24 protein-coding genes are annotated in these 21,058 nt (G+C 61.3%); 11 read left to right on the forward strand and 13 right to left on the reverse strand.

Translation table 11 applies throughout. The annotated features are described in order from the left end of the window. The first annotated feature begins 257 nt into the window (after positions 1–257). From KP808_RS16385 to KP808_RS16405, 5 genes are read left to right on the forward strand one after another with little or no spacing between them, the layout of a single operon-like run. Complete coding sequence (locus tag KP808_RS16385) at positions 258–710, forward strand: MarR family winged helix-turn-helix transcriptional regulator (RefSeq protein WP_002554194.1); 453 nt, start codon at positions 258–260, stop codon at positions 708–710. Continuing rightward, positions 707–2,794 carry an FUSC family protein gene (locus KP808_RS16390; protein ID WP_230016495.1) on the forward strand — a complete coding sequence of 696 codons (2,088 nt, stop codon included), beginning with the start codon at positions 707–709 and terminating at the stop codon, positions 2,792–2,794. Before KP808_RS16385 ends, KP808_RS16390 begins: the two co-directional genes overlap by 4 nt. Further along, on the forward strand, positions 2,791–3,000 hold the full coding sequence (locus KP808_RS16395; RefSeq protein ID WP_005744635.1) for a DUF1656 domain-containing protein: 210 nt from the start codon (positions 2,791–2,793) through the stop codon (positions 2,998–3,000). Before KP808_RS16390 ends, KP808_RS16395 begins: the two co-directional genes overlap by 4 nt. Beyond that, positions 2,997–3,881 (forward strand): efflux RND transporter periplasmic adaptor subunit, encoded by an 885-nt coding sequence (locus KP808_RS16400; RefSeq protein ID WP_230016496.1) that lies wholly within the window; start codon positions 2,997–2,999, stop codon positions 3,879–3,881. The genes KP808_RS16395 and KP808_RS16400 overlap by 4 nt, the downstream gene beginning before the upstream one ends. Next, a complete protein-coding gene (locus tag KP808_RS16405; RefSeq protein ID WP_058400924.1) occupies positions 3,878–5,311 on the forward strand; it encodes an efflux transporter outer membrane subunit in 1,434 nt (477 codons plus the stop codon). The genes KP808_RS16400 and KP808_RS16405 overlap by 4 nt, the downstream gene beginning before the upstream one ends. A 20-nt stretch (positions 5,312–5,331) precedes the next feature. On the opposite strand, the gene KP808_RS16410 is transcribed toward KP808_RS16405, so the two are convergent. Beyond that, positions 5,332–5,877 (reverse strand): GNAT family N-acetyltransferase, encoded by a 546-nt coding sequence (locus KP808_RS16410; protein WP_230016497.1) that lies wholly within the window; start codon positions 5,875–5,877, stop codon positions 5,332–5,334. 417 nt (positions 5,878–6,294) lie between these two features. On the opposite strand from KP808_RS16410, the gene KP808_RS16415 reads away from it, so the two are divergent. Then, complete coding sequence (locus tag KP808_RS16415; protein WP_005780523.1) at positions 6,295–7,128, forward strand: ion transporter; 834 nt, start codon at positions 6,295–6,297, stop codon at positions 7,126–7,128. Between the two features lie 103 nt (positions 7,129–7,231). Further along, positions 7,232–8,230 (forward strand): sulfate ABC transporter substrate-binding protein, encoded by a 999-nt coding sequence (locus tag KP808_RS16420; protein ID WP_002554215.1) that lies wholly within the window; start codon positions 7,232–7,234, stop codon positions 8,228–8,230. A 59-nt stretch (positions 8,231–8,289) separates the two neighbouring features. Here KP808_RS16420 and KP808_RS16425 read toward each other — a convergent pair whose 3' ends face one another. The 10 genes from KP808_RS16425 to ccmA are packed head-to-tail and all read right to left on the reverse strand — an operon-like array spanning position 8,290 to position 15,668. Beyond that, complete coding sequence (locus KP808_RS16425) at positions 8,290–8,697, reverse strand: hypothetical protein (protein WP_122257972.1); 408 nt, start codon at positions 8,695–8,697, stop codon at positions 8,290–8,292. An 11-nt stretch (positions 8,698–8,708) separates the two neighbouring features. Then, entirely contained in the window at positions 8,709–9,890 is a 1,182-nt protein-coding gene (ccmI, locus tag KP808_RS16430) for a c-type cytochrome biogenesis protein CcmI (protein WP_230016498.1), read from the reverse strand. Further along, on the reverse strand, positions 9,887–10,357 hold the full coding sequence (locus tag KP808_RS16435; protein WP_004665807.1) for a cytochrome c-type biogenesis protein: 471 nt from the start codon (positions 10,355–10,357) through the stop codon (positions 9,887–9,889). Before KP808_RS16435 ends, ccmI begins: the two co-directional genes overlap by 4 nt. Further along, positions 10,354–10,890, reverse strand: coding sequence for a DsbE family thiol:disulfide interchange protein (locus KP808_RS16440; protein WP_230016499.1), 537 nt, complete (start codon positions 10,888–10,890; stop codon positions 10,354–10,356). Before KP808_RS16440 ends, KP808_RS16435 begins: the two co-directional genes overlap by 4 nt. Continuing rightward, a complete protein-coding gene (locus tag KP808_RS16445; RefSeq protein WP_230016500.1) occupies positions 10,887–12,860 on the reverse strand; it encodes a heme lyase CcmF/NrfE family subunit in 1,974 nt (657 codons plus the stop codon). The genes KP808_RS16440 and KP808_RS16445 overlap by 4 nt, the downstream gene beginning before the upstream one ends. Before the next feature lie 3 nt (positions 12,861–12,863). After that, positions 12,864–13,331 carry a cytochrome c maturation protein CcmE gene (gene ccmE, locus KP808_RS16450; protein ID WP_058400919.1) on the reverse strand — a complete coding sequence of 156 codons (468 nt, stop codon included), beginning with the start codon at positions 13,329–13,331 and terminating at the stop codon, positions 12,864–12,866. Further along, entirely contained in the window at positions 13,328–13,504 is a 177-nt protein-coding gene (gene ccmD, locus KP808_RS16455; protein WP_057401186.1) for a heme exporter protein CcmD, read from the reverse strand. Before ccmD ends, ccmE begins: the two co-directional genes overlap by 4 nt. After that, a complete protein-coding gene (locus KP808_RS16460; RefSeq protein WP_230016501.1) occupies positions 13,501–14,304 on the reverse strand; it encodes a heme ABC transporter permease in 804 nt (267 codons plus the stop codon). Before KP808_RS16460 ends, ccmD begins: the two co-directional genes overlap by 4 nt. 54 nt (positions 14,305–14,358) lie before the next feature. Beyond that, positions 14,359–15,030: a heme exporter protein CcmB gene (ccmB, locus tag KP808_RS16465; RefSeq protein ID WP_230016502.1), complete on the reverse strand. Its 672-nt coding sequence runs from the start codon at positions 15,028–15,030 to the stop codon at positions 14,359–14,361. Further along, positions 15,027–15,668, reverse strand: a complete 642-nt coding sequence (gene ccmA, locus KP808_RS16470; RefSeq protein ID WP_058409111.1) for a cytochrome c biogenesis heme-transporting ATPase CcmA — start codon at positions 15,666–15,668, stop codon at positions 15,027–15,029. The genes ccmB and ccmA overlap by 4 nt, the downstream gene beginning before the upstream one ends. Before the next feature lie 190 nt (positions 15,669–15,858). On the opposite strand from ccmA, the gene fliK reads away from it, so the two are divergent. Together fliK and KP808_RS16480 are read left to right on the forward strand one after the other, a co-directional pair. After that, positions 15,859–17,496, forward strand: coding sequence for a flagellar hook-length control protein FliK (gene fliK / locus KP808_RS16475; protein ID WP_230016503.1), 1,638 nt, complete (start codon positions 15,859–15,861; stop codon positions 17,494–17,496). Further along, a complete protein-coding gene (locus KP808_RS16480) occupies positions 17,496–17,819 on the forward strand; it encodes an EscU/YscU/HrcU family type III secretion system export apparatus switch protein (protein ID WP_005744620.1) in 324 nt (107 codons plus the stop codon). Before fliK ends, KP808_RS16480 begins: the two co-directional genes overlap by 1 nt. A 21-nt stretch (positions 17,820–17,840) precedes the next feature. Here KP808_RS16480 and recR read toward each other — a convergent pair whose 3' ends face one another. Together recR and KP808_RS16490 are read right to left on the reverse strand one after the other, a co-directional pair. Beyond that, on the reverse strand, positions 17,841–18,443 hold the full coding sequence (recR, locus tag KP808_RS16485; RefSeq protein ID WP_002554228.1) for a recombination mediator RecR: 603 nt from the start codon (positions 18,441–18,443) through the stop codon (positions 17,841–17,843). Between the two features lie 110 nt (positions 18,444–18,553). Then, entirely contained in the window at positions 18,554–19,438 is an 885-nt protein-coding gene (locus KP808_RS16490) for a LysR family transcriptional regulator (protein WP_058409113.1), read from the reverse strand. Between the two features lie 95 nt (positions 19,439–19,533). Here KP808_RS16490 and KP808_RS16495 point away from each other — a divergent pair, with 95 nt between their 5' ends. Beyond that, positions 19,534–20,670: a DSD1 family PLP-dependent enzyme gene (locus KP808_RS16495; protein ID WP_230016504.1), complete on the forward strand. Its 1,137-nt coding sequence runs from the start codon at positions 19,534–19,536 to the stop codon at positions 20,668–20,670. Then, complete coding sequence (locus KP808_RS16500; RefSeq protein ID WP_058409115.1) at positions 20,660–21,052, forward strand: RidA family protein; 393 nt, start codon at positions 20,660–20,662, stop codon at positions 21,050–21,052. Before KP808_RS16495 ends, KP808_RS16500 begins: the two co-directional genes overlap by 11 nt. Positions 21,053–21,058 lie beyond the last annotated feature (6 nt).

The raw sequence follows: 21,058 nt of genomic DNA on the forward strand, positions 1-21,058 counted from the left end.
ATTACCGACGAACGGTAGCAATTATTTTTTGAAATAATGAACTTTCCCCGCTAAAAGCGGACGCAAACAGCCGTTCATCGCCTCTACTCTCCCTCAAAAAACCCTTTCGGGCGTCCCAGCGACCCAAAAAGCACCACTGGGCAGTTACGGGTTGACTGTAAGAACTTGTTACGAGATATTAGTTAGCATCCTACTAATATCCTCCCTAACAATATTGTTCCTAACTAAATTGTTCACGACTCAGCCCCAGGTGATTCATGCTTGTCGACCCACTGCATCGCGCTGTCAGTAGCGGCCTGGTAGCCGCCTCTCGCCAATGGCGACGCATTTGCCAGAACACACTGGTCACCTATGAAATTTCTGAAGCATGTGCCGGGCCACTGCTGGCCATTGCGCGCCTGGGTGACGGCGTGCATCAGGTAAAAGTCGCGCAGGCGGCCGGCATGGAAAGCCCGACACTGGTGCGCCTGCTCGACCAGCTGTGCAAGGCCGGCATCGTCTGCCGCAGCGAAGACCCCAATGATCGCCGCGCCAAGGCCCTCAGCCTTACGGACAAGGGTCGTGCGCTGGCAGGCTCGATAGAACAGGAGCTGACGCGTCTGCGGGCGGATGTGCTTCAGGGCCTTCAACCTGCCGATCTCGAAGCCACCTTGCGGGTATTTCAGGCCTTCGCCGAGGCTGCACAAGGTGAGCACGGGGGGCAGGTTTGAACGGATTTTTCTCCAGCGTCCCACCGGCACGCGACTGGTTCTACGGCGTGCGTACCTTCGGCGCGTCGATGCTGGCGCTGTACATCGCGCTGTTGATGGAAATGCCTCGCCCCTATTGGGCCATGGCCACGGTGTACATTGTCTCCAGCCCCTTTGTCGGCCCGACCAGCTCCAAAGCCCTGTACAGGGCCGCCGGCACCCTGGCCGGTGCAGCGGCGTCGGTGCTGCTGGTACCGATGTTCGTACAGACGCCCTTGCTACTGGCCATCGTGGTCGGACTGTGGACCGGCACCCTGTTGTTCCTTTCCCTGCACTTGCGCACGGCCAACAGCTACGCACTGATGCTGGCGGGTTACACCATGCCGCTGATTTCCCTGCCGGTGGTCGACAACCCGCAGGCCGTGTTCGACATCGCCGTGTCGCGTACCGAAGAGATTTTCCTCGGCATCATCTGCGCCGCCGTCGTGGGTGCAATGTTCTGGCCCAGACGTCTGGCACCGGTATTTCAGGCCACCACGGAAAAATGGTTCAGTGACGCCTCGACCTACAGCCAGCGCTTTATCAGCCGCACCTGTCAGCCCGAGGAAATCGGCGCACTGCGCAATTCGATGGTTGGCAGCTTCAACTCTCTGGAAATGATGATCGGCCAGTTGAGCCACGAGGGCGCACGCAAGCAAACCGTACGCAACGCCAATGAGCTGCGCGGCCGGATGATCCACCTCTTGCCGGTCATCGATGCACTGGATGACGCATTGTGGGCGCTGGAGCGACGCACGCCTGAGCTGTTGGCCAGCCTGAAACCCGTGCTGCAAAAGGCTTGCGACTGGCTTGAAAGCACTGCCGACGGCCCGCAACGGGAGCAATGGCAACAGTTGCATGATGAGCTGGAACGCCTTCAGCCGAACTCTACGCAACTGGACGACCGCGATCAGCTGCTGCTCTCCAACACGCTTTTCAGGCTCGGCGAGTGGATTGACCTGTGGCTGGATTGCCGGACCCTGCAATACGCGATCAAGACAGACGATCAGTCATCATGGAGAGCGGTCTATCGCCACTGGCGTCTGGGTCGGTTGACGCCGTTTCTGGACCGCGGCCTGATGCTCTATTCAGTGACCTCGACGGTGCTGGCGATAATCGCTGCATCGGTGTTGTGGATTCTGCTGGGCTGGAAAGACGGCGCCAGTGCCGTGGCGCTGGCAGCGGTGTCGTGCAGCTTCTTCGCAGCCATGGACGACCCTGCCCCGCAAATCTACCGGTTCTTTTTCTGGACTCTGCTTTCGGTGGTATTTGCCAGCCTGTACCTGTTCGTGGTGCTGCCTAACCTGCACGACTTTCCGATGCTGGTGCTGGCCTTTGCGGTGCCCTTCATCTGCGTCGGCACCCTGACTGTGCAACCGCGTTTCTTTCTCGGCACGCTGCTGACCATCGTCAACACCTCGTCGTTCATCAGCATTCAGAGCGCCTACGACGCGGACTTCATGAACTTTCTCAACTCAAACCTGGCCGGACCTGCCGGGCTGTTGTTCGCCTTTATCTGGACGCTGGTGTTCCGCCCGTTCGGGGTTGAACTGGCGGTCAAGCGTCTGACCCGTTTCAGCTGGCGTGACATCGCCAGCCTTAGCGAAGACGCGTCTCTGGCCGAACACCGGCGCATGGGCGTGCAAATGCTCGACCGTTTGATGCAGCAGTTGCCGCGTTTGACACTCACCGCGCAGGACACCGGGATTGCCCTGCGTGAATTGCGCGTCGCGCTGAACATGCTCGACCTGCTGGCCTACACCCGACGCGCCACGCCTGCGGCCCAGGTGCTGTTGCGTCAGGTGATCGATGAAGTCAGCGGCTATTTCAAACACTGTCGCAAGGCCGGTGAAAGGCTGCCCGCGCCCCGCGGCCTGCTGATGGCCATGGACCGCGCACGCCGTTCGTTGACGGCTCAGGAGATGGGCGACAACCCGGCCCGGCTGCACCTGTTGCACGCCCTCAGCGGCCTGCGTCTGGCCTTGTTGCCGGGGGTCGAGATTGTCACCGTGGGCGGCGAACTGACCGAGCAACTGCCGCATAACATCGATGGAGCGCCCCTGTGATCGGTGATCTGGATATCAGCGGGATCTTCATCCCCACGTTCCTGGCGATGATGGGCATCGCCTATCTGCTGTTTCTCGCCGTGCACGCGCTGCTGTCGCGTGCCCACTTCTACCGTCTGGTCTGGCACCGGGCTTTGTTCAACGTAGGTCTATACGCTTTGTTGCTCGGCGCCGTGGATACTCTAAGTCGATACCTGATGACATGAAAAAACCGATACTGACACTGGGCCGCGTGGTCCTGACCCTGCTGGTTGTCACTCTGGCTGCCGTCGTTGTGTGGCGCATGGTGATGTATTACATGTACGCGCCGTGGACCCGCGACGGGCATATTCGCGCCGATATCGTGCAGATCGCGCCGGACGTGTCCGGGCTGATCCAGAAGGTCGAGGTCACCGACAATCAGCCCGTACACAAGGGCCAGGTGCTGTTCACCATCGATCAGGACCGCTTCCGCCTGGCCTTGCGTCAGGCGCAGGCGACAGTCGCCGAGCGCCAGGAAACCTGGGAGCAGGCACGCCGCGAGAACAAGCGTAACCGTGGCCTGGGCAACCTGGTGGCGCGTGAGCAACTGGAAGAAAGCCAGTCCCGCGAAGCGCGTGCCCTTTCTGCGCTCGGTGAATCAAAGGTCGCAGTGGATGCCGCGCAGCTGAATCTGGATCGTTCGGTGATCCGCAGCCCGGTGGACGGCTACCTTAACGACCGCGCGCCCCGCGACCATGAATTTGTCACCGCCGGGCGTCCGGTGTTATCGGTGGTCGATGCCGCATCGTTCCATATCGACGGCTATTTCGAAGAAACCAAACTGGACGGCATTCATGTCGGCCAGGGCGTCGACATTCGCGTCATCGGTGACAACGCACGGCTGACCGGCCACGTGGTGAGCATCGTTGCCGGTATCGAAGACCGCGACCGCAGCAGCGGCTCGAACCTGCTGCCCAACGTCAACCCGGCCTTCAGTTGGGTGCGTTTGGCACAGCGTATTCCGGTGCGCATTGCCTTCGATGACGTGCCCGCCGACTTCCGTATGATCGCCGGGCGTACTGCAACGGTGTCGATCATCGACGATACGCAGGAGCGCACACGATGAAACGTGCCTTACGCGTGGCCGCACTCGGTTTTACTGCCGTGCTGTCGGCCTGTCAGGTAGTCGGGCCGGATTACCAACTGCCCAAGGATGGCGCGATCAATCGTCCGGATTTACAGGGCGAGCTGGCCGGGCGCTCGGTAAACACGGTATCGGCCCCGGTGCCTGCGCACTGGTGGCGGCTGTATCAGGATGCGCGTCTGGATGAACTGGTGCGCCAGGCCATCGCCTCCAATACCGACCTGCGCATCGCCGCCGCCAACCTGCAACGCGCCCGCTACCAGACCTCGGAGGCCGAAGCGGCGGGCGGATTTACCAACGGCGCGAAAATCGGCGCACAGCGCGTGCAGGAATCAGGCGAAGCGTTTCTGCTGACCGACAAGGTGCCGGTCGCCAACGTCGGGGATGTGGGCCTGACCACGTCGTATCAGTTCGATCTGTTCGGCACCTTGCAGCGCGGTATCGAAGCAGCGCAGGCCAATGTCGATGCCAATCAGGCGGCGGTCGATACCGCACGCATCACCGTGGTCGCCGATGTGGTGCGCGCCTACACGCAGATTTGCGCGGCCAACGAAGAGCTCGACATCGCCCGCGAATCGCTGGACCTGCAGCAACAGAGCGTAACCCTCAACCAGCGTCTTCGCGATGCCGGGCGAGGCGATGAAACCCAGGTCACTCGCTCGCAGACGCAGTTCAAGTCATTGCGCGCCGAAATGCCCCGTTACGAAGCGCGGCGTCAGGCAGCGATGTTCCGCCTGTCGATGCTGCTGGCCAAACCTGTAGAGCAACTGCCCGCCGGGGTCAGCAGCTGCAATGCGCTGCCGCACATTGCGCAGGTCATGCCGGTAGGCGACGGCGCAACACTGCTCAAACGCCGCCCGGATGTGCGTCAGGCTGAACGCCATCTGGCGATGTCGACAGCGCAAATCGGTGTTGCCACCGGCGAGTTGTATCCGGACATCAGCATCGGCGCGAGCATTGGCACTACCGGCCTGATCGAGAACCTCGGCAAACCGGCCGCCAACCGCTGGGGCTTCGGGCCGCTGCTGAACTGGACCATCCCGTCCAACGGCTCACGCGCACGTATCCATCAGGCTGAAGCCTCGGCGCAAGCTGCACTGGCGCGCTTTGACGGTGTGGTGCTCAACGCCATCCGTGAGACCCAGACCGGTCTGGCGCAATACACCGCCCTGCTCGACCGTCGCGATGCTCTCAAGGAAGCCGAACAATCGGCCAAGGAAGCCGCTGACCAGACCCACCGCTTCTACCAGGCCGGACGCGCCTCGTTCCTCGCCGACCTGCAAGCCACACGCACCTACACCGACGTACGCGCACAGATGGCAGAAGCCAACACCCAAGTGGCCATGGGACAGATCAACCTGTTTCTGGCACTCGGCGGCGGCTGGGAAAAGGATGACGTGGCGCAGAAGTAGGAAGGGCGTTCGCCCCGCTATCAGGCCTCGTTCGGATTGATCAGTGCCCTCAGGACATGGTCTTCCCAGACGCCGGCAATTTTCAGGTAGGCGCGCGCGTACCCTTCCTTTTCGAAGCCGAGTGATTGCAGAAGTCGCTCGCTACGTATATTGGCTGGCATGTGGCTGGCCATGATTCGATGCAGCCTCATCTGCTCGAAACAATAGCTATTGGTCACCTCAAGCGCCCTTTTCATCAAGCCACGTCCCTGAGCAGTCTCTGCCATCGAGAAGCCGAGACTGCAGGCCTGAAAAACGCCCCTCACGATATTCGTGTAACTGCACCGCCCCAGCAATTCGCCGCCGTCTGGCTCGGTGACGAGGAAGAAAACCGCGCTGCCGGCCTGCATGCTTTCCCACTGCTGCTGAACCCTGGATCTGGCGTTTTCGAGGATGAAATAGTCATCGTCCCTCAACGGTTCCCAAGGCTGCAGATGCTTGCGATTGGCCTTTTCGTACCGGTTGATCAACTCGCAATCATCAAACGCCAATACCCTTATAGAAAAGCCCTCGCCCGAATACTGCATGCATCCTCCCGCGTCAGTCATTGCCGACGCTCACCACCTGGCTTGTTATACCTGATGATTCCAGCACCGGACGCTCTGCGCCACAAGAGGACGCGGAGCGTCCAGAACGGTATGCGACGCAGAGCGACGCACGATAATTAAAGCTGTCGTTCCTTACGCTCCAGCGCCGATTTGTCTACGTAGGTCTTACAAGAACCCGAAAAGCGGGTCTGCCGCCTGTCGAACTGTGAATAAAGACTTCTGTGGGAGTGAGCTTGCTCACGAAGACGTTGCTCCAAACACCCTGTTTACGCGGGCTATAACGACCTCTTCGCGAGCAGGCGAAGCGTCGCACGACTCGCTCCCGCAGGTGTTGTGTGCTTGCACTCAACCACCCAATACTCCTAGGCTCTGCCGATCTTTGCTTCAGGAAGCACCATGGACACCTCTCTCAGCCGCCGCGAGCGGTTGCATATCGTTATTTTCGAGGCGAATACGCCTGCCGGCAGAACCTTCGACAAGATTGTGCTGGTGGCGATTCTGCTCAGCCTGCTGGTCACGGTCATTGACAGCATCGAGAGCATTCACCGCGATTACGCAATGCTGTTCGCTTGGATCGAATGGGGCTTTACCCTGCTGTTCGCGATCGAATACATCCTGCGCCTGTACTGCTCGCCCCGACCGCTGAAGTACGCGTTCAGTTTCTACGGGCTGGTCGACCTGCTGGCCATCGTGCCGGGGGTTCTGTCGATCTATTACAGCGACGCGCAGTACCTGCTGATTGTGCGGATCATCCGTATGCTGCGGATTTTCCGGGTGCTCAAGCTCGGCACTTACCTGCGCCAGGCCAACTATTTGCTGGCTGCGCTGCGTGGCAGCAAGCAGAAGATCATCGTGTTTCTGGTCACCGTTTCCACTCTGGTCACGGTGTTCGGCACGCTGATGTACGTGATCGAAGGCCCGGAGCACGGCTTCACCAGCATCCCCAAAGGCATTTACTGGGCTATCGTGACCCTCACCACTGTGGGCTTTGGCGATATCGTGCCGAAGACGCCGGTCGGGCAGATGCTCTCGTCGCTGGTGATGATCATCGGCTACTCGATCATCGCCGTGCCCACCGGTATATTCACCGCCGAACTGGCCAACGCCATGCGCGGCGAACAGCTGAAACACGATTGCCCGGTGTGCTCGAAGAATTTCCACGAGCACGGCGCGGCGTTCTGTTCACGCTGCGGTAATCAATTGTTTGCAAAAGTAGAACACAAGGCATAAGCAAAGACCTTTTCAGTCTTTAAACAGCAGGCGCGATACTGATAGTGTCGCGGCATTACGCCATCAGACTGATCACACGACTCTTCATCTCAAGGACCCTGCAGTGAATAAACTCTTCGCCGCCTCGCTACTGGCCGCTGGCCTGGCCTTTGCCAGCGCTGCCCAGGCAGCCCCGACGCTGCTCAACGTCTCATACGACGTGATGCGTGATTTCTACAAGGACTACAACAGCGCCTTCCAGAAGCACTGGAAAGCCGAGAAAAATGAAGACGTGACTGTGCAGATGTCCTTTGGCGGTTCGAGCAAGCAGGCGCGCTCGGTCATCGACGGGCTGCCGGCTGACGTGATTACCATGAACATGGCCACCGATATCAACGCGCTCGCCGACAATGGCGAGCTGGTGCCGAAAGACTGGGTCAGCCGCCTGCCGAACAACAGTGCGCCGTTCACCTCGGCCACCGTGTTTATCGTGCGCAAGGGCAACCCGAAAGCCCTCAAAGACTGGCCGGACCTGATCAAGGATGGCGTGGAAGTCATCGTGCCTAACCCGAAAACCTCGGGCAACGGCCGCTACACGTACCTGTCGGCCTGGGGCTACACCCTGAAAAAAGGTGGCGATGAAGCGGCCGCGAAGAAATTCGTCGGTGAACTGTTCCGCCATGTGCCAGTGCTCGACACGGGCGGTCGAGGCGCGACCACGACGTTCATGACCAACCAGATCGGCGACGTGCTGGTGACCTTCGAAAACGAAGCGGAAATGATCGCCCGTGAATTCGGTCGCGACCAGTTTGAAGTGGTCTACCCGTCCGTGTCGGCAGAAGCCGAGCCGCCGGTGAGTGTGGTCGACAAGGTCGTGGACAAGAAAAAATCCCGCGCCTTGGCCGAAGATTACCTGAAATACCTGTGGTCACCGGAAGGTCAGGAAATCGCGGCGAAAAACTACCTGCGCCCACGTGACCCGCAGGTCTTGGCCAAATACACCGACCGCTTCCCGAAAGTGGACTTCCTGTCGGTCGAGAAAACCTTCGGTGACTGGCGCACAGTGCAGAAGACCCACTTCATTGACGGTGGTGTGTTCGACCAGATCTATCCAGGCAAATAACCCCCCCGAAACGCAAAACGGCGACCCATCAGGTCGCCGTTTTCATTTGCAGGCTTGAATCAGTTACTGAACTGCTTGCCCAGCCCGGCCGGTACGCCGCTGGCGTCGGTCGCCTGCCACGGACCGTTAGGGTTGGTTGCCCAGCTCCAGCCGTTGTTCCACTGGTAGTAAGTACGCTGGCGATAGAAGGTGTTGGGCTGATCGTCCATCACGTACACGCCCAGACGCGGGTCCCAATGGCTGCCACCGCCCGGTGGCGGGGCGAAACTGGCCGAGGTCTTCGGCGCTGCGGCTGGCGCTTTGGCAGGCTCGGCAGGCGCCGTGCTCGGGCGCGGTGCGCCGGGTTGCTGGCCGCCCGGCAGGTTAAGGATCGGATCCTGACTGTGAGGCGGTGCCGGATGCTGGACAGCACAGGCACTCAGGCCAACGACCAGACCCAACAAGGTGATGCGTGCGGTACGGTACATAAGCGATTTCTCTAGTTATCCGGACTGTCGATGGTCAAAGCCTGCTGCGCCTGAGTATCGCTGGCCAGCGGCTGACTGCGGCCGACCCACTCACCGGCGGTTGGCTGCCCTGCGCGAGACACTCGCGCAACCAGTTGGACTTGCGCAAAGTTCGACAGGTTCAGTTGCGGCATCATTGCATCGGCATCACTCAGTTCAACCTCGGCAGGCAGGTCCGCCACCGTGATGCGTTTGACCGCCAGTGGCGCGGCCGGGCCGTTGATTGCACGGGCGAAGATGAACACGCTGTCACCAGGCTGAACGTTACCCTTGAGCGAGGCAGCCAGCGCGACACGCACCTTGAGCGCGCTGGCCTTGACCGGCGCGGCCTGCCCGGCAAGGTTTTCTCTGGCGCGGGCTATGCCGCCTTCCAGTGCCGAGCGCGAGGCGTCCTGCGCGGGCAACGCCGCCAGCAGGCGAGTCCAGTAATCCACCGCTGCCTGATAACGCTGGGTCTCAAACGCGGCGATCCCCAGTAGGCCCAGGCTGGTAACTTCTTTGGGATCGGACTGCAGCGCTTCGTCGGTCAGCGCCTGCACCTGAGCGGTGAAGTGCTTGTCGCTGGCGAAATACAACGCCTGTGCCCACTGCCCGAGCAACTCTGGCGATCTTCCGGCCAGTGCCACCGAGCGCTCGAACATCCGGGCTGCATCGCCGGGACGATTTTGCGCCATGTAGCTGCGCGCCAGAAAATACAGGTTTTCGGCTGAATCCGGCTGAGCCTGCACGCTGCGCTCCAGACGCTGGGTCAGGTCTGCCAGCGAGGTTGGTGGTCGAGAGAATTCGCGGCTCAGTTCAACCCGGTCACTGGCACCCAGTTGCAGATAACCCGCCAGCCCCAATACCGGCACCAGCACCGCAGCCAGCACCAGCGAGGGCTTGCCCAGACGCGATGTGCGGGCAGGCTCTGCGCCTTCAGTGTCGGCGAGCAGCTCGCGCGCAGCTTCGGCACGAGCGCCTTGCAATTGCGTCACCGACAACACGCCCTGCTCTTGCTGAACCTGCAACTCGCTAAGCCGTTCCTGATACAACGCCACGTTCAGGGCTGTGCGGTCTTCTTCACGTTGCGCACGATGGCCGCGCAGCACCGGTATCAGCAGAAAACCCAGCGCCACGAGCAAGAGAAGCCCGGCGGCCATCCAGAAATCGATCATGGGCGGTGGTCATCCAGCAATGCGGCGAGGCGTTGTCGCTCGTCCTCGGAAAGCACATCGGCCTGTTCGGAGTGCGCCTTGCGACGCCGCCCGACGATGAAACCGATCACCACCAGACCGCCGATCAGCAGACCGGCCGGGCCGAACCAGAGCAGCCAGGTGCGGGCGTTGAGGCTGGGTTTGTAACGAACAAAGTCACCGTAGCGATCAACCATGAAGTCGATGATCTGCTGATTGCTCTGCCCTTCACCCAGCATGCGGTAGATTTCCTTGCGCAAGTCAGCGGCAATCGGCGCGTTGGAATCGGCGATGTCCTGATTCTGGCATTTGGGGCAGCGCAGTTCCTTGGTCAGTTCGCTGTAGCGGGCACGCTCGGCGTCGTCGCGAAAGGTATAGGCATCGATGGCAGCGTGGGCGATGCCTGAGCACAGCACGCTGAGCAGGACAATCATCAGGCAGCGCTTCATGGCCGCGCCTCATCAACCAGTTGCTGATAACGCGCGGCAAGCTTTTCTCGCCACACAGCCTCGTCGATGACCCCGACATGTTTGTAACGAATAATGCCCTGACGGTCGATCAGGAAGGTCTCCGGCGCACCGTACACGCCCAGGTTCAGCCCCAGCGAGCCGTCTTCGTCGCGGATGTTCAGCTGATAAGGGTCGTGAAACTCCTTGAGCCATTTCAGCGCGTCGGTGTTGACGTCCTTGTAATTCACGCCGTAGATCAGCACGCCCTGCTGCGCCAGCCGGGTCAGCACAGGATGCTCCACCCGACAGGACACGCACCAGGTGCCCCAGACGTTGACCAGTGCGGGTTTGCCCAGCAGGTCGGCGCGGGTCAATACGCGGCTGCTTTGAACTTCGGGCAGCGAAAACTGCGGAAACGGCTTGCCGATCAGCGCCGACGGTAGCTCGGCGGGGTCCAGATACAAACCGCGATACAGTAACGCCGCCACGCCGAGAAACAACGCCAGCGGCAGGAGCATGACCCAGCGCTTCACAGTGCAACTCCCGACATGCCCAATGCCTCGCGCACCTTGCTTTTGACCCGCGTGCGATAACGACGGTCAAACGCCGCCAGCACACCGCCCAGACCGGTCAGCAGGCCGCCGAGCCAGATCCAGCGCACAAACGGTTTGACGTGGACTCGTACGGCCCATGCGCCATTGCCTAGCGGTTCACCCAACGCTACGTAAAGATCGCGGCTGAAACCGGCATCAATGCCTGCTTCGGTCATCATTGACTGCTGCACGCTGTACAGACGTTTTTCCGGGTGCAGTTCAGTGAGCTGCGCCCCGTTGCGCAGGACGCGAACGGTGCCGCGATCGGAGGTGAAGTTCGGCCCTTCATAATGCTTCGCGCCCTCGAATACAAAGACGTAACCGCCCAGCTCAGTGGACTCGCCAGGTGCCATGCGCAAATCGCGCTCGGCGCTGTTCTGGCTGGACAACACCACGCCCAGCGCGCACACCACGATACCAAGGTGCGCCAGTTGCATGCCCCAATAGCTGCGGGCAAGACCGCGTGCGCCGCGAAGCAGGCCCTTGTGACGGGTCTTGTCGAGCAAGTCGCGGACCCCGGCCAGCAGCACCCAGGCGGCGAGCATGAAGGTGGCCAGCACCGCCCACTGAAAATCGCCCATGAGCAGAGCGGCGAGCACTGCCAGCACGGCGCTGCCAACCAGTACCGGGGCAAGCATGCCCAGCAACCATTTCAGCGGTGTGTCCTTCCAGCGAACCAGCACGCCAACCGCCATGACCACCAGCAACAGCCCCATCAACGGTACGAACAGCGCATTGAAATACGGCGGGCCGACCGACATCTTGGCTCCGCTCATGGCATCGATCACCAGCGGATAAAGGGTGCCCAGCAGGATCATCGACGCAGCAGTCACCAGTAACAGGTTATTGCCCAGCAACAGGGTTTCCCGCGACCACAGGCCGAAGCCGACATGGCTTTTGACCACCGGCGCACGAATCGCAAACAGGGTCAGCGAGCCGCCCACCACGACCAGCAGGAACATCAGAATGAACACGCCGCGTGCCGGGTCCGAGGCAAAGGCGTGCACCGAAGTCAGCACCCCGGAACGCACCAGGAACGTGCCCAGCAGGCTCAGGGAAAAAGCGGCAATCGCCAGCAATACCGTCCAGCTCTTGAACACGCCACGTTTTTCCGTGACCGCCAGCGAGTGAATCAGCGCAGTGCCCACCAGCCAGGGCATGAACGAGGCATTTTCCACCGGGTCCCAGAACCACCAGCCGCCCCAGCCCAGTTCGTAATAAGCCCACCATGAGCCAAGGCTGATCCCGACACCGAGAAAGGCCCAGGCCACCAGCGTCCATGGCCGCGACCAGCGCGCCCAGGCGGCGTCGAGTCGGCCGCCAAGCAAGGCGGCGATGGCAAAGGCAAAGGCCACGGAAAAACCGACATAGCCCATGTAGAGCATCGGCGGATGCACGATCAGGCCTATATCCTGCAACAGGGGGTTGAGATCGCGTCCGTTGGCAGGCATTTGCGGCAGAAGACGGGCGAACGGGTTGGAGGTGAGGATCAGAAACAACAGGAAGCCCAGGCTGATCATGCCCATCACGGCGAGCACCCGCGCCAGCATTACCTGAGGCAATTGCCGGGAAAACACCGAAACAGCGAAGGTCCAGCCGCCGAGAATCAGCGCCCAGAGCAGCAACGAGCCTTCATGCGCGCCCCATACGGCGCTGAATTTGTAGTACCAGGGCAGCGCCGTGTTGGAATTCTGCGCCACATAGGTAACGGAAAAGTCGTCGGTCATGAACGCGTAGGTCAGGCAACCGAAGGCGAAGATCAGAAAACTGAACTGGCCCCACGCCGCCGGACGCGCCAGGCTCATCCACAGGCGGTCGCCGCGCCATGCACCAATCAGCGGAACAATGGCCTGCACCAGTGCAAAGCCGAGGGCCAGAATCATGGCCAGCTGGCCGAGTTCGGGAATCATCGATCAGCCCTGTTTCGCAGGTGTGGAAGAGCCGCCCGGTGCCGCCTGGCCACTGTCGCGCAGCGCCTTGGTGACTTCGGGCGGCATGTACTTCTCGTCATGTTTGGCCAGCACCTCATCGGCGACCACCACACCCTGCGCATTGAGTTTGCCCAACGCGACAATCCCCTGCCCTTCGCGGAACAGATCGGGAAGAATGCCTCGATACGTAATGGTCACCGACTTGTTGAAATCGGTGACCACAAAACGCACATCCAGCGAATCCGCCGAACGCTGCAATGAGCCCTTTTCCACCATTCCGCCAGCACGAATGCGCGTGCCCAGCGGTGCTTCGCCGTTGGCGATCTGGCTTGGGGTGTAGAACAGATTGATGTTTTCCTTCAGCGCACTGAGCGCCAGGCTCACTGCCAGGCCGACGCCAACCAGCAGCGTCGCGATGATCAGCAGACGTTTTTTGCGCAACGGGTTCACGAGCGATTCTCCCGCTTCAGGCGACGCGCCTGTTGTTTCAGGAACCGCTGGCGCGCCACTAGCGGCATTGCCACGTTGATCAGCAGCACCAACAGGCACAGACCGTAGGCCGACCAGACAAACAGCCCGTGGCGGCCCATGGCGAGAAAGTCGCTGAATGATGCGAAGCTCAAGACCTGTTCTCCGACGGTTCTGGCGTTTGTCCGAGGCTACGTAGAACCTCGGCCTTGGCCCACTGGGTGCGCGACTCGCGACGCAGCACTTCAAGGCGCATACGCAACAGCAATACAACACCGAAGAAGAAGTAAAAACCCAACGCTGTGAACAGCAACGGCAGCCACATTTCGGCAGGCATGGCCGGTTTTTCCGTGAGGCTGAACGTCGCGCCCTGGTGCAGGGTATTCCACCACTCGACCGAATATTTGATGATCGGGATATTCACCACGCCGACGATGGCCAGCAGTGCACAGGCCTTGGCAGCGCTGGCGCGGTTGCTGATGGCATTGCCCAACGCGATCAGGCCGAAATACAGGAACAGCAGAATCAGCATCGAGGTCAGGCGCGCGTCCCAGACCCACCACGCACCCCAGGTCGGCTTGCCCCAGATCGCGCCGGTCGCCAGTGCCAGCGCGGTCATCCACGCGCCAATGGGTGCAGCGCAGTGCAGCGCGACATCGGCCAGTTTGATTTTCCAGACCAGCCCGACCACGCCGCACAGGGCCAGCATGACGTAGCAGGACTGAGCGAGCATGGCGGCAGGCACGTGGATATAAATGATCCGGAAGCTGTTGCCTTGCTGGTAATCCGGCGGCGCAAACGCCAGGCCCCAGATGATGCCGATGCCGAGCAGCAGTGCAGTGCCCACACTCAGCCACGGCAGCAGACGTGCGCTGATGCGGTAAAACCCTTTCGGTGAGCCGAGTGTGTGCAACCAGGCCCAACCGATGCTGCTTTTCATGGCGTTGCTTTTCATCAGGTGTATCCAGGGTGTTGACCGGCATCGAATTCTCGATCCCGGAACCTCAATTTATTCACCGACGCTGATTTTCAGGCCAGCGGCTATCGCAAAGGGGGTCAGAGTAATCGCCAGCACGCTCAGGCAGCCCAGCCACAGCAGATAGCCAGTCGCTGGCATGCCTTGCAGCGCGGCTTGCAACGCACCGCTGCCCAGAATCAATACCGGGATGTACAGCGGCAGAATCAACAATGCCAACAACAGGCCGCCGCGCTTCAAACCCACGGTCAGCGCCGCACCGACTGCACCCAACAGATTGAGCACTGGCGTGCCCAATAGCAGCGACACCATCAACACCGGCAGGCACCGCACCGGCAGCCCCAGCATCAGCGCCAGCAAGGGCGACAACAATACCAGTGCCAGTCCGGAAAAAACCCAGTGTGCCAGCACTTTGCTCAAGACCAGAAGGGCCAGCGGGTGCGGCGAAAGGACCCACTGTTCCAGCGAGCCATCCTCGAAATCACTGCGAAACAGCCCGTCCAGCGACAGCAACAAGGCCAGCAGTGCCGCGACCCAGACCAGCCCCGGTGACAAGGCTTGCAACAATTGCGTCTGCGGCCCCAGCGCCAGCGGGAACAAGGCGACCACTATCGCAAAGAACACCAGCGGGTTGGCAAGCTCTGCCGGACGCCTGGCCAGCAGGCGAAACTCACGGGCGATCAGCAGGGCAAAGACCTTGCTCATGCTGCCCACTGCCCCAGATCGATGTCCCGATAGCCCGCAGGCAGGCGGCTCAGGGTGTGATGAGTGGTCATGACGATCATGCCGCCTTTTTCACAGTGCCCGGCAAGATGATTTTCCAGTTGGGCAATGCCCTGGCGGTCCAGCGCGGTGAACGGTTCATCAAGCAGCCAGAGTGGCGGGCCTGGCAGATACAGGCGCGCCAGTGCAACACGACGCTGCTGTCCGGCCGACAAGGTGTGACACGGCACATCTTCGAAACCTGCCAGCCCGACCGCGTCGAGCGCATTGAAAATGGCCTCGGCATCGGCCGGGTGGTGAAGTGCACAGAGCCAGGAAAGATTCTCCAGCGGTGTCAGCAGGTCCTTGAGCGCCGGCGCATGGCCAACCCACAACAGATTGAGCCCCGGCGCTGTCGGCTGGCGGCCCACTGGCTGGCCGTTGAGCAGCACGTGCCCGGCCGTGGGTTGCATCAGCCCGCACAACAGGCGCAGCAGGCTGGTCTTGCCGCTGCCATTGGGGCCGCTGACCTGCAACATGTCCCCCGTGCGCACCTGCAAATCAAGGTTTTCGAACAACATCCGCCCGTCCCGCTCACACGTCAGAGCCGTCGCTTGCAAAAATGGGGGGGCTGAGATCATCGGGCGTTTCCAGTGCTGGAGCGTCGCGAAATGTACCAAAACAGACACATACGCAGTAGAAGGCGGTTCAAGTCGGGGGTGATATGGCCGTTACATGAAGAGAAGTTAATGGCGGCTGGTCCGGTTTTGGCCGGTATTATACATGCGAGTCCTGTTATCAAAGGGGCAATTTCCTCAGGTCGATATTTCAATGACAGGCGACATCACCAGCGTCCCGGCGACAATCCCTACCACAACCCTGCTGCGCGCCGGCATCTCCCCTGCGCAGGTGCTGACCCTGCTGCAATCGGCGGATAATCTGATTCCCGAAGGCGAAACCGTCGACGCCGAAGTGCTGACCCTCAAGCAGGTCAACCAGAACTTCCAGTTGCTGCTGCGGCTGGTACTCGCCAATGGCAGCCTGACCAACCTGCAGGTCACCAGCAGCGTACCGTTCACGCCCGGCAGCCTGTTGCAGGTGGCGCAAGCCTCGCCCAACGAGCTGACGCTGACGCTGCAACAGATCAACAGCGCACTGAAAAACTCGATGACCAGCATCGATACGCAACAATTGCCGGTCGGCACGCTGTTGCAGGGCAAGGTCATGACCAGCCAGGTGATCGCGCAGGCAGTCAATCAACTGGCCACGCAAAACCCGGCCGCCGCAACACCCACCTATCGCTCCATCGTGATGCTGCTCAATACTGCGCTGGCGGGCTCCAGCCTGACCATCGAAAGCCCGCAGCCGCTGACGGTCGGCAGCCTGCTGAGCGCGCAGGTACAAGGCAACCAGGCGCTGAACTTCGTCGCCCTGCCCGGCCGTTTCGATCAACTGGCCGTGGCCCAGCAACTGGCTGTTCAGCAAAACCGCCAGGGCTCGCTGGATAACCTGATCAACGCCCTGCAAAACCTGCAGTCAGCCAATTCAACCAGTGCCAGCCCTGCCAGCAACTCTGGGATCAGCGCCCCGCTGCAAGCCGCCATCAGCCAGTTGCTGGACGACCTGCCCGACATAGAGCAGATGAGCACACCGAAAGGCGTCGCCCAGGCCCTCAATGCCAGTGGCGTGTTTCTGGAAGCAAAGCTGCTTGCCGGGCTCAATCCGGCTCAGGTTCCGGACATGAAAGCCAACCTGATGCGCCTGATTGCGCAGATTCTTCCGGGGTTGCCGGACAACACCACTTACAGCGCCGCCGCTGCGTCCAATACCCTGGCGCGGGCCATGCCCAACGCGATTCGCAATGCCCTGGGCACCCTTGGGCTGGTTGCCGCACGCACCCAGCCGAGCATCTTTCCGTTGCCATCGCGCAACGTTAGCGGTGGCGAAAAAGAGGACGACCTGGAGATTCTGCTCAAGCTGGCTGCGGCAGCTGTTTCGCGCCTGCAAAGCCACCAGTTGGGCGGTCTGGAGCAGACCCGCACCAATGCCGACGGCACGCAGGTGACCACCTGGCAACTGGAAGTGCCGATGCGTAACGCGCATGACATCGTGCCCTTGCAGGTCAAGGTGCAGCGTGAAGACAAGCCGGATCAGGAAGCTGCCGAAGACCGCGACGATGTCGAGATCAAGGAAACCCGGGAAAAGCTCTGGAAAGTCGATCTGGCATTCGACCTTGAGCCGTTGGGGCCGCTGCAGGTGCATGCGCAGTTGTTGCGCGGCACGCTGTCCAGTCAGCTATGGGCCGAGCGGCCCGACAGCGCGGCCTTGATCGAACATGAACTGGGATATTTGCGCGAGCGGCTGATTGCCTGCGGCCTGGCAGTGGGCGAACTGGCCTGCAGCCACGGCGCACCGCCCAGCGGCCCGCGCACCGCCCTTGAACAACGCTGGATTGACGAGAACGCCTGATGTCCCTACCCGATCATGTCCCGCGCCAGGCTATTGCCCTGAGCTACGACGGCCAACAGGCCCCGACGCTCAGCGCCAAGGGCGACGACCAGCTGGCCGAGGCCATTCTGGCCATTGCCCGTGAATATGAAGTGCCGATCTACGAGAACGCCGAACTGGTCAAACTGCTGGCACGCATGGAACTGGGCGACAGCATCCCCGAGCCGCTCTACCGCACGATTGCCGAAATCATCGCGTTTGCCTGGCACCTGAAAGGCAAGTTTCCGGCAGGCCAGGACCCGAATGCGCCGCCTGTCGAGCGGGATATTACGCCGCGCTACTGATAGAGCAGGAGCAAGGGCGCATCACAACGCAATCGGCTTGCGCCCTGCAAACGAGTGCGCCAGGGTGCCGCCGTCGACCAGATCCAGCTCGCCACCCAGTGGTACACCGTGGGCGATGCGCGACGCGACCAGGCCTTTTTCGTGGAGCAACTGGGCGATGTAATGCGCCGTCGCTTCGCCTTCCACCGTCGGGTTGGTGGCGAGGATCACCTCAGTGAAGGTGCCCTGCTGGCTGATACGTTCCATCAGTTGCGGAATGCCGATGGCTTCCGGCCCCAGGCCATCGAGCGGCGACAGATGGCCCTTGAGCACAAAGTAGCGACCGCGATAACCGGTCTGCTCCACCGCGTAGACATCCGTCGGCCCTTCCACCACACACAGCAGCGTGTCATCACGGCGCGGGTCGGCGCATTGCGGGCAGAGCTCCTCTTCGGTGAGGGTGCGGCATGAGCGGCAATGACCAACGCCATCCATCGCCTGCCCCAATGCCAGCGCCAGCCGTGAGCCCCCGCTGCGGTCGCGCTCCAGCAGCTGCAACGCCATGCGTTGAGCGGTTTTCTGACCGACGCCCGGCAGCACGCGGAAGGCATCGATCAACTGGCGAATCAGGGGGCTGAAGCTCATGGAGAAAAATCCGACAAAAACACAAGACGCGGTTTATACCCGCGCGTTGCCGTGAGCGTCAATTGAGGTGTGCAACCCAGCGACCAACAGCGCGCGGGTGCTGTCCATGATCAAGCCTTCAAGGCCGTCTCCAGAAACTCCGTCAGTGCCTGCACCCTCGCGCTGCGGTGCTTGCGCACGGGTACCAGCAGGTTGATCGGCGCGCTGGCCAGTTGCCAATCGGCCAGCACCCTCACCAGCCTGCCACTGGCGATGGCATCGCTGACGTCCCACTGCGAGCGCAAGACGATGCCCAGCCCCTGCTCGGCCCAGCGCCGGGCAACCGAGCCGTCGTTGCTGAGCAGCGCAGGCTCGATGCGCAGGGTCTTTTTCGCCTGGCCCTTGCTCAGGTGCCAAAGGGTAACGTCTTCATCGTTTTCGCGAATGCAGATGCAGCGATGACGCGCCAGCTCGTCAGGCGTCGAGGGCGCGCCGTGCTGCTCCAGATAAGCCGGGCTGGCGCACAGCCAGCGATGGTTGTGCGCCAATGGTCTGGCGATCCACAGGCTGTCATTGAGGCTGCCGATATGAATCACTGCGTCGCTGTCATGTCGGTCGGGCCACGGCGTTTCGCGCAGGTCCAGGTGCAGACGCAATTGCGGATGCAGTTTGGCGAAGCGCGCCAGCAACGGCGCAATGCGCTGGCGTCCATAACCAAAAGGCGCGGCCAGGCGCAGGGTGCCGACCAGTCGTTCGTCACGCTGCTTGAAGGATTCCGGGAGTGCCTCCAACTGTTCCAGCAAATGTGCGCTTTCCCGGGCGAAACGTTCGCCATCGGCCGTCAGGCTCAAGCGCCTGGCGTCACGATTGGCCAGGGTAATGCCCAGTTGCGTCTCCAGCTTGCGCAAGCGCATCGACAACGCAGGCGGCGAGACATTCAGGACTCTGGCAGCAGCACTGAGGGATTCGCAGCGCGACAGGGTCACGGCCAGACGCAGGTCTTCAATAGCGATCATTCAGCTCAGCTTAAGGATTGATGACAAAGCATTGAACCACAGCTTCATCACCCATGAGTAGAGTGGCGGCCGTACCCAGTCACGCGAGCTCTGCCATGTCTGCCCTCTTGTCTTCTCTCGATACACCTGTCGCGTTGCTTGATGTGCCGCGCATGCAGCGCAATATCCAGCGCATGCAAAACCGCATGAATGAGCTGGGTGTGCGCTTGCGGCCGCACGTCAAGACCAGCAAATGCCTGCCGGTGATTCAGGCGCAGATAGCTGCAGGTGCCAGCGGTGTAACGGTTTCGACCCTGAAGGAGGCCGAACACTGCTTTGCCGAGGGCATCGACGACGTGTTCTACGCCGTCGCCATCGCACCCGGCAAACTGGATCAGGCACTCAAACTGCGGCGCAACGGTTGCCGCCTGAGCATCCTGACCGACAGCGTGGTGGCTGCCCAGGCGATTGTCGCCTTCGGCCAGAAACATGATGAGCGTTTTGATGTGTGGATCGAAATCGATTGCGACGGTCATCGTTCCGGGCTGACCGTCGATGACCCTGCGCTCGTCGACGTCGCGAGAACGCTGGTCGAGGGCGGCATGCACCTGCGAGGGGTCATGACCCATGCCGGGTCCAGCTACGACCTCGACACCCCCGAAGCGCTGCAAGCCCTCGCCGAGCAGGAGCGCAGGCTTTGCGTCAGCGCCGCCGAGCGCATTCGGCAAGAGGGGCTGCCCTGCGCGGAAGTCAGCATCGGCTCGACGCCTACCGCGCTGTCGGCGCAGAGCCTGCAAGGCGTGACCGAAGTACGTGCCGGGGTCTATATATTCTTCGATCTTGTAATGCACAACATCGGCGTGTGCCGCGCGGACGAGTTGGCCCTGAGTGTGCTGACCACGGTCATCGGCCATCAGCAGGACAAGGGCTGGATCATCGTTGACGCGGGCTGGATGGCCATGAGCCGGGATCGCGGTACCCAGCGCCAGCGTGAGGATTTCGGCTACGGCCAGGTGTGCAGCGAAACCGGCGAGTGGATCGACGGCGCACGGGTGACCGGTGCCAATCAGGAGCATGGCATCATCACGCTTGCCACCGGCAGCCAGGCAGACATCACTGCGCGCTTCCCCATCGGCAGCCGGCTGCGCATTCTGCCCAACCACGCCTGCGCCACCGGTGCGCAGTTCCCGGACTACCACGCCTGCGATGCCGAAGGCGCAATTCACACCTGGAGTCGCTTGCATGGCTGGTGATATCGAACTGATTCGCACGCCCCTGGCCGCTGCGCCAGGCGGGCATTATTCCCAGGCAGTGTTGCATCAAGGCACGCTGCATGTTTCCGGGCAACTGCCGGTGCGCGCCGACGGCAGCCACAGCGTCGAAGAACCGTTCGAGGCTCAGGCCGTTATTGCGCTGGATAACCTGGCTGCCATTCTTGAGGCAGCAGGATGCACGACCGATGACCTGCTGAAAGTGACCATTTACATCGCAGGTATCCAGCACTGGCCGGCCTTCGACCGCATTTACGCAGGCTATCTGGGCGAGCATCGCCCTGCACGCGCCGTGGTGCCGGTCCCACAATTGCATCACGGTTATCTGATCGAAATCGAAGCCCAGGCGCGCAGCGGGCGATGAACATGA

The organism is Pseudomonas savastanoi (genome assembly GCF_020917325.1).
In the GTDB taxonomy this organism is placed as follows: Bacteria; Pseudomonadota; Gammaproteobacteria; order Pseudomonadales; family Pseudomonadaceae; genus Aquipseudomonas; species Aquipseudomonas amygdali.

What these genes read in the sequence shown, in the direction of transcription:
- KP808_RS16445 (WP_230016500.1), bottom strand. Translation starts at nt 12,860, where the DNA reads ATGATTCCCGAACTCGGCCAGCTGGCCATGATTCTGGCCCTCGGCTTT.
- KP808_RS16460 (WP_230016501.1), bottom strand. Translation starts at nt 14,304, where the DNA reads ATGAAAAGCAACGCCATGAAAAGCAGCATCGGTTGGGCCTGGTTGCAC.
- KP808_RS16490 (WP_058409113.1), bottom strand. Translation starts at nt 19,438, where the DNA reads ATGATCGCTATTGAAGACCTGCGTCTGGCCGTGACCCTGTCGCGCTGC.
- KP808_RS16425 (WP_122257972.1), bottom strand. Translation starts at nt 8,697, where the DNA reads ATGTACCGTACCGCACGCATCACCTTGTTGGGTCTGGTCGTTGGCCTG.
- KP808_RS16400 (WP_230016496.1), top strand. Translation starts at nt 2,997, where the DNA reads ATGAAAAAACCGATACTGACACTGGGCCGCGTGGTCCTGACCCTGCTG.
- ccmI (WP_230016498.1), bottom strand. Translation starts at nt 9,890, where the DNA reads ATGATCGATTTCTGGATGGCCGCCGGGCTTCTCTTGCTCGTGGCGCTG.
- ccmA (WP_058409111.1), bottom strand. Translation starts at nt 15,668, where the DNA reads ATGATCTCAGCCCCCCCATTTTTGCAAGCGACGGCTCTGACGTGTGAG.
- KP808_RS16410 (WP_230016497.1), bottom strand. Translation starts at nt 5,877, where the DNA reads ATGCAGTATTCGGGCGAGGGCTTTTCTATAAGGGTATTGGCGTTTGAT.
- KP808_RS16480 (WP_005744620.1), top strand. Translation starts at nt 17,496, where the DNA reads ATGTCCCTACCCGATCATGTCCCGCGCCAGGCTATTGCCCTGAGCTAC.
- KP808_RS16500 (WP_058409115.1), top strand. Translation starts at nt 20,660, where the DNA reads ATGGCTGGTGATATCGAACTGATTCGCACGCCCCTGGCCGCTGCGCCA.
- KP808_RS16495 (WP_230016504.1), top strand. Translation starts at nt 19,534, where the DNA reads ATGTCTGCCCTCTTGTCTTCTCTCGATACACCTGTCGCGTTGCTTGAT.
- KP808_RS16405 (WP_058400924.1), top strand. Translation starts at nt 3,878, where the DNA reads ATGAAACGTGCCTTACGCGTGGCCGCACTCGGTTTTACTGCCGTGCTG.
- recR (WP_002554228.1), bottom strand. Translation starts at nt 18,443, where the DNA reads ATGAGCTTCAGCCCCCTGATTCGCCAGTTGATCGATGCCTTCCGCGTG.
- KP808_RS16435 (WP_004665807.1), bottom strand. Translation starts at nt 10,357, where the DNA reads ATGAAGCGCTGCCTGATGATTGTCCTGCTCAGCGTGCTGTGCTCAGGC.
- KP808_RS16385 (WP_002554194.1), top strand. Translation starts at nt 258, where the DNA reads ATGCTTGTCGACCCACTGCATCGCGCTGTCAGTAGCGGCCTGGTAGCC.
- KP808_RS16415 (WP_005780523.1), top strand. Translation starts at nt 6,295, where the DNA reads ATGGACACCTCTCTCAGCCGCCGCGAGCGGTTGCATATCGTTATTTTC.
- fliK (WP_230016503.1), top strand. Translation starts at nt 15,859, where the DNA reads ATGACAGGCGACATCACCAGCGTCCCGGCGACAATCCCTACCACAACC.
- ccmB (WP_230016502.1), bottom strand. Translation starts at nt 15,030, where the DNA reads ATGAGCAAGGTCTTTGCCCTGCTGATCGCCCGTGAGTTTCGCCTGCTG.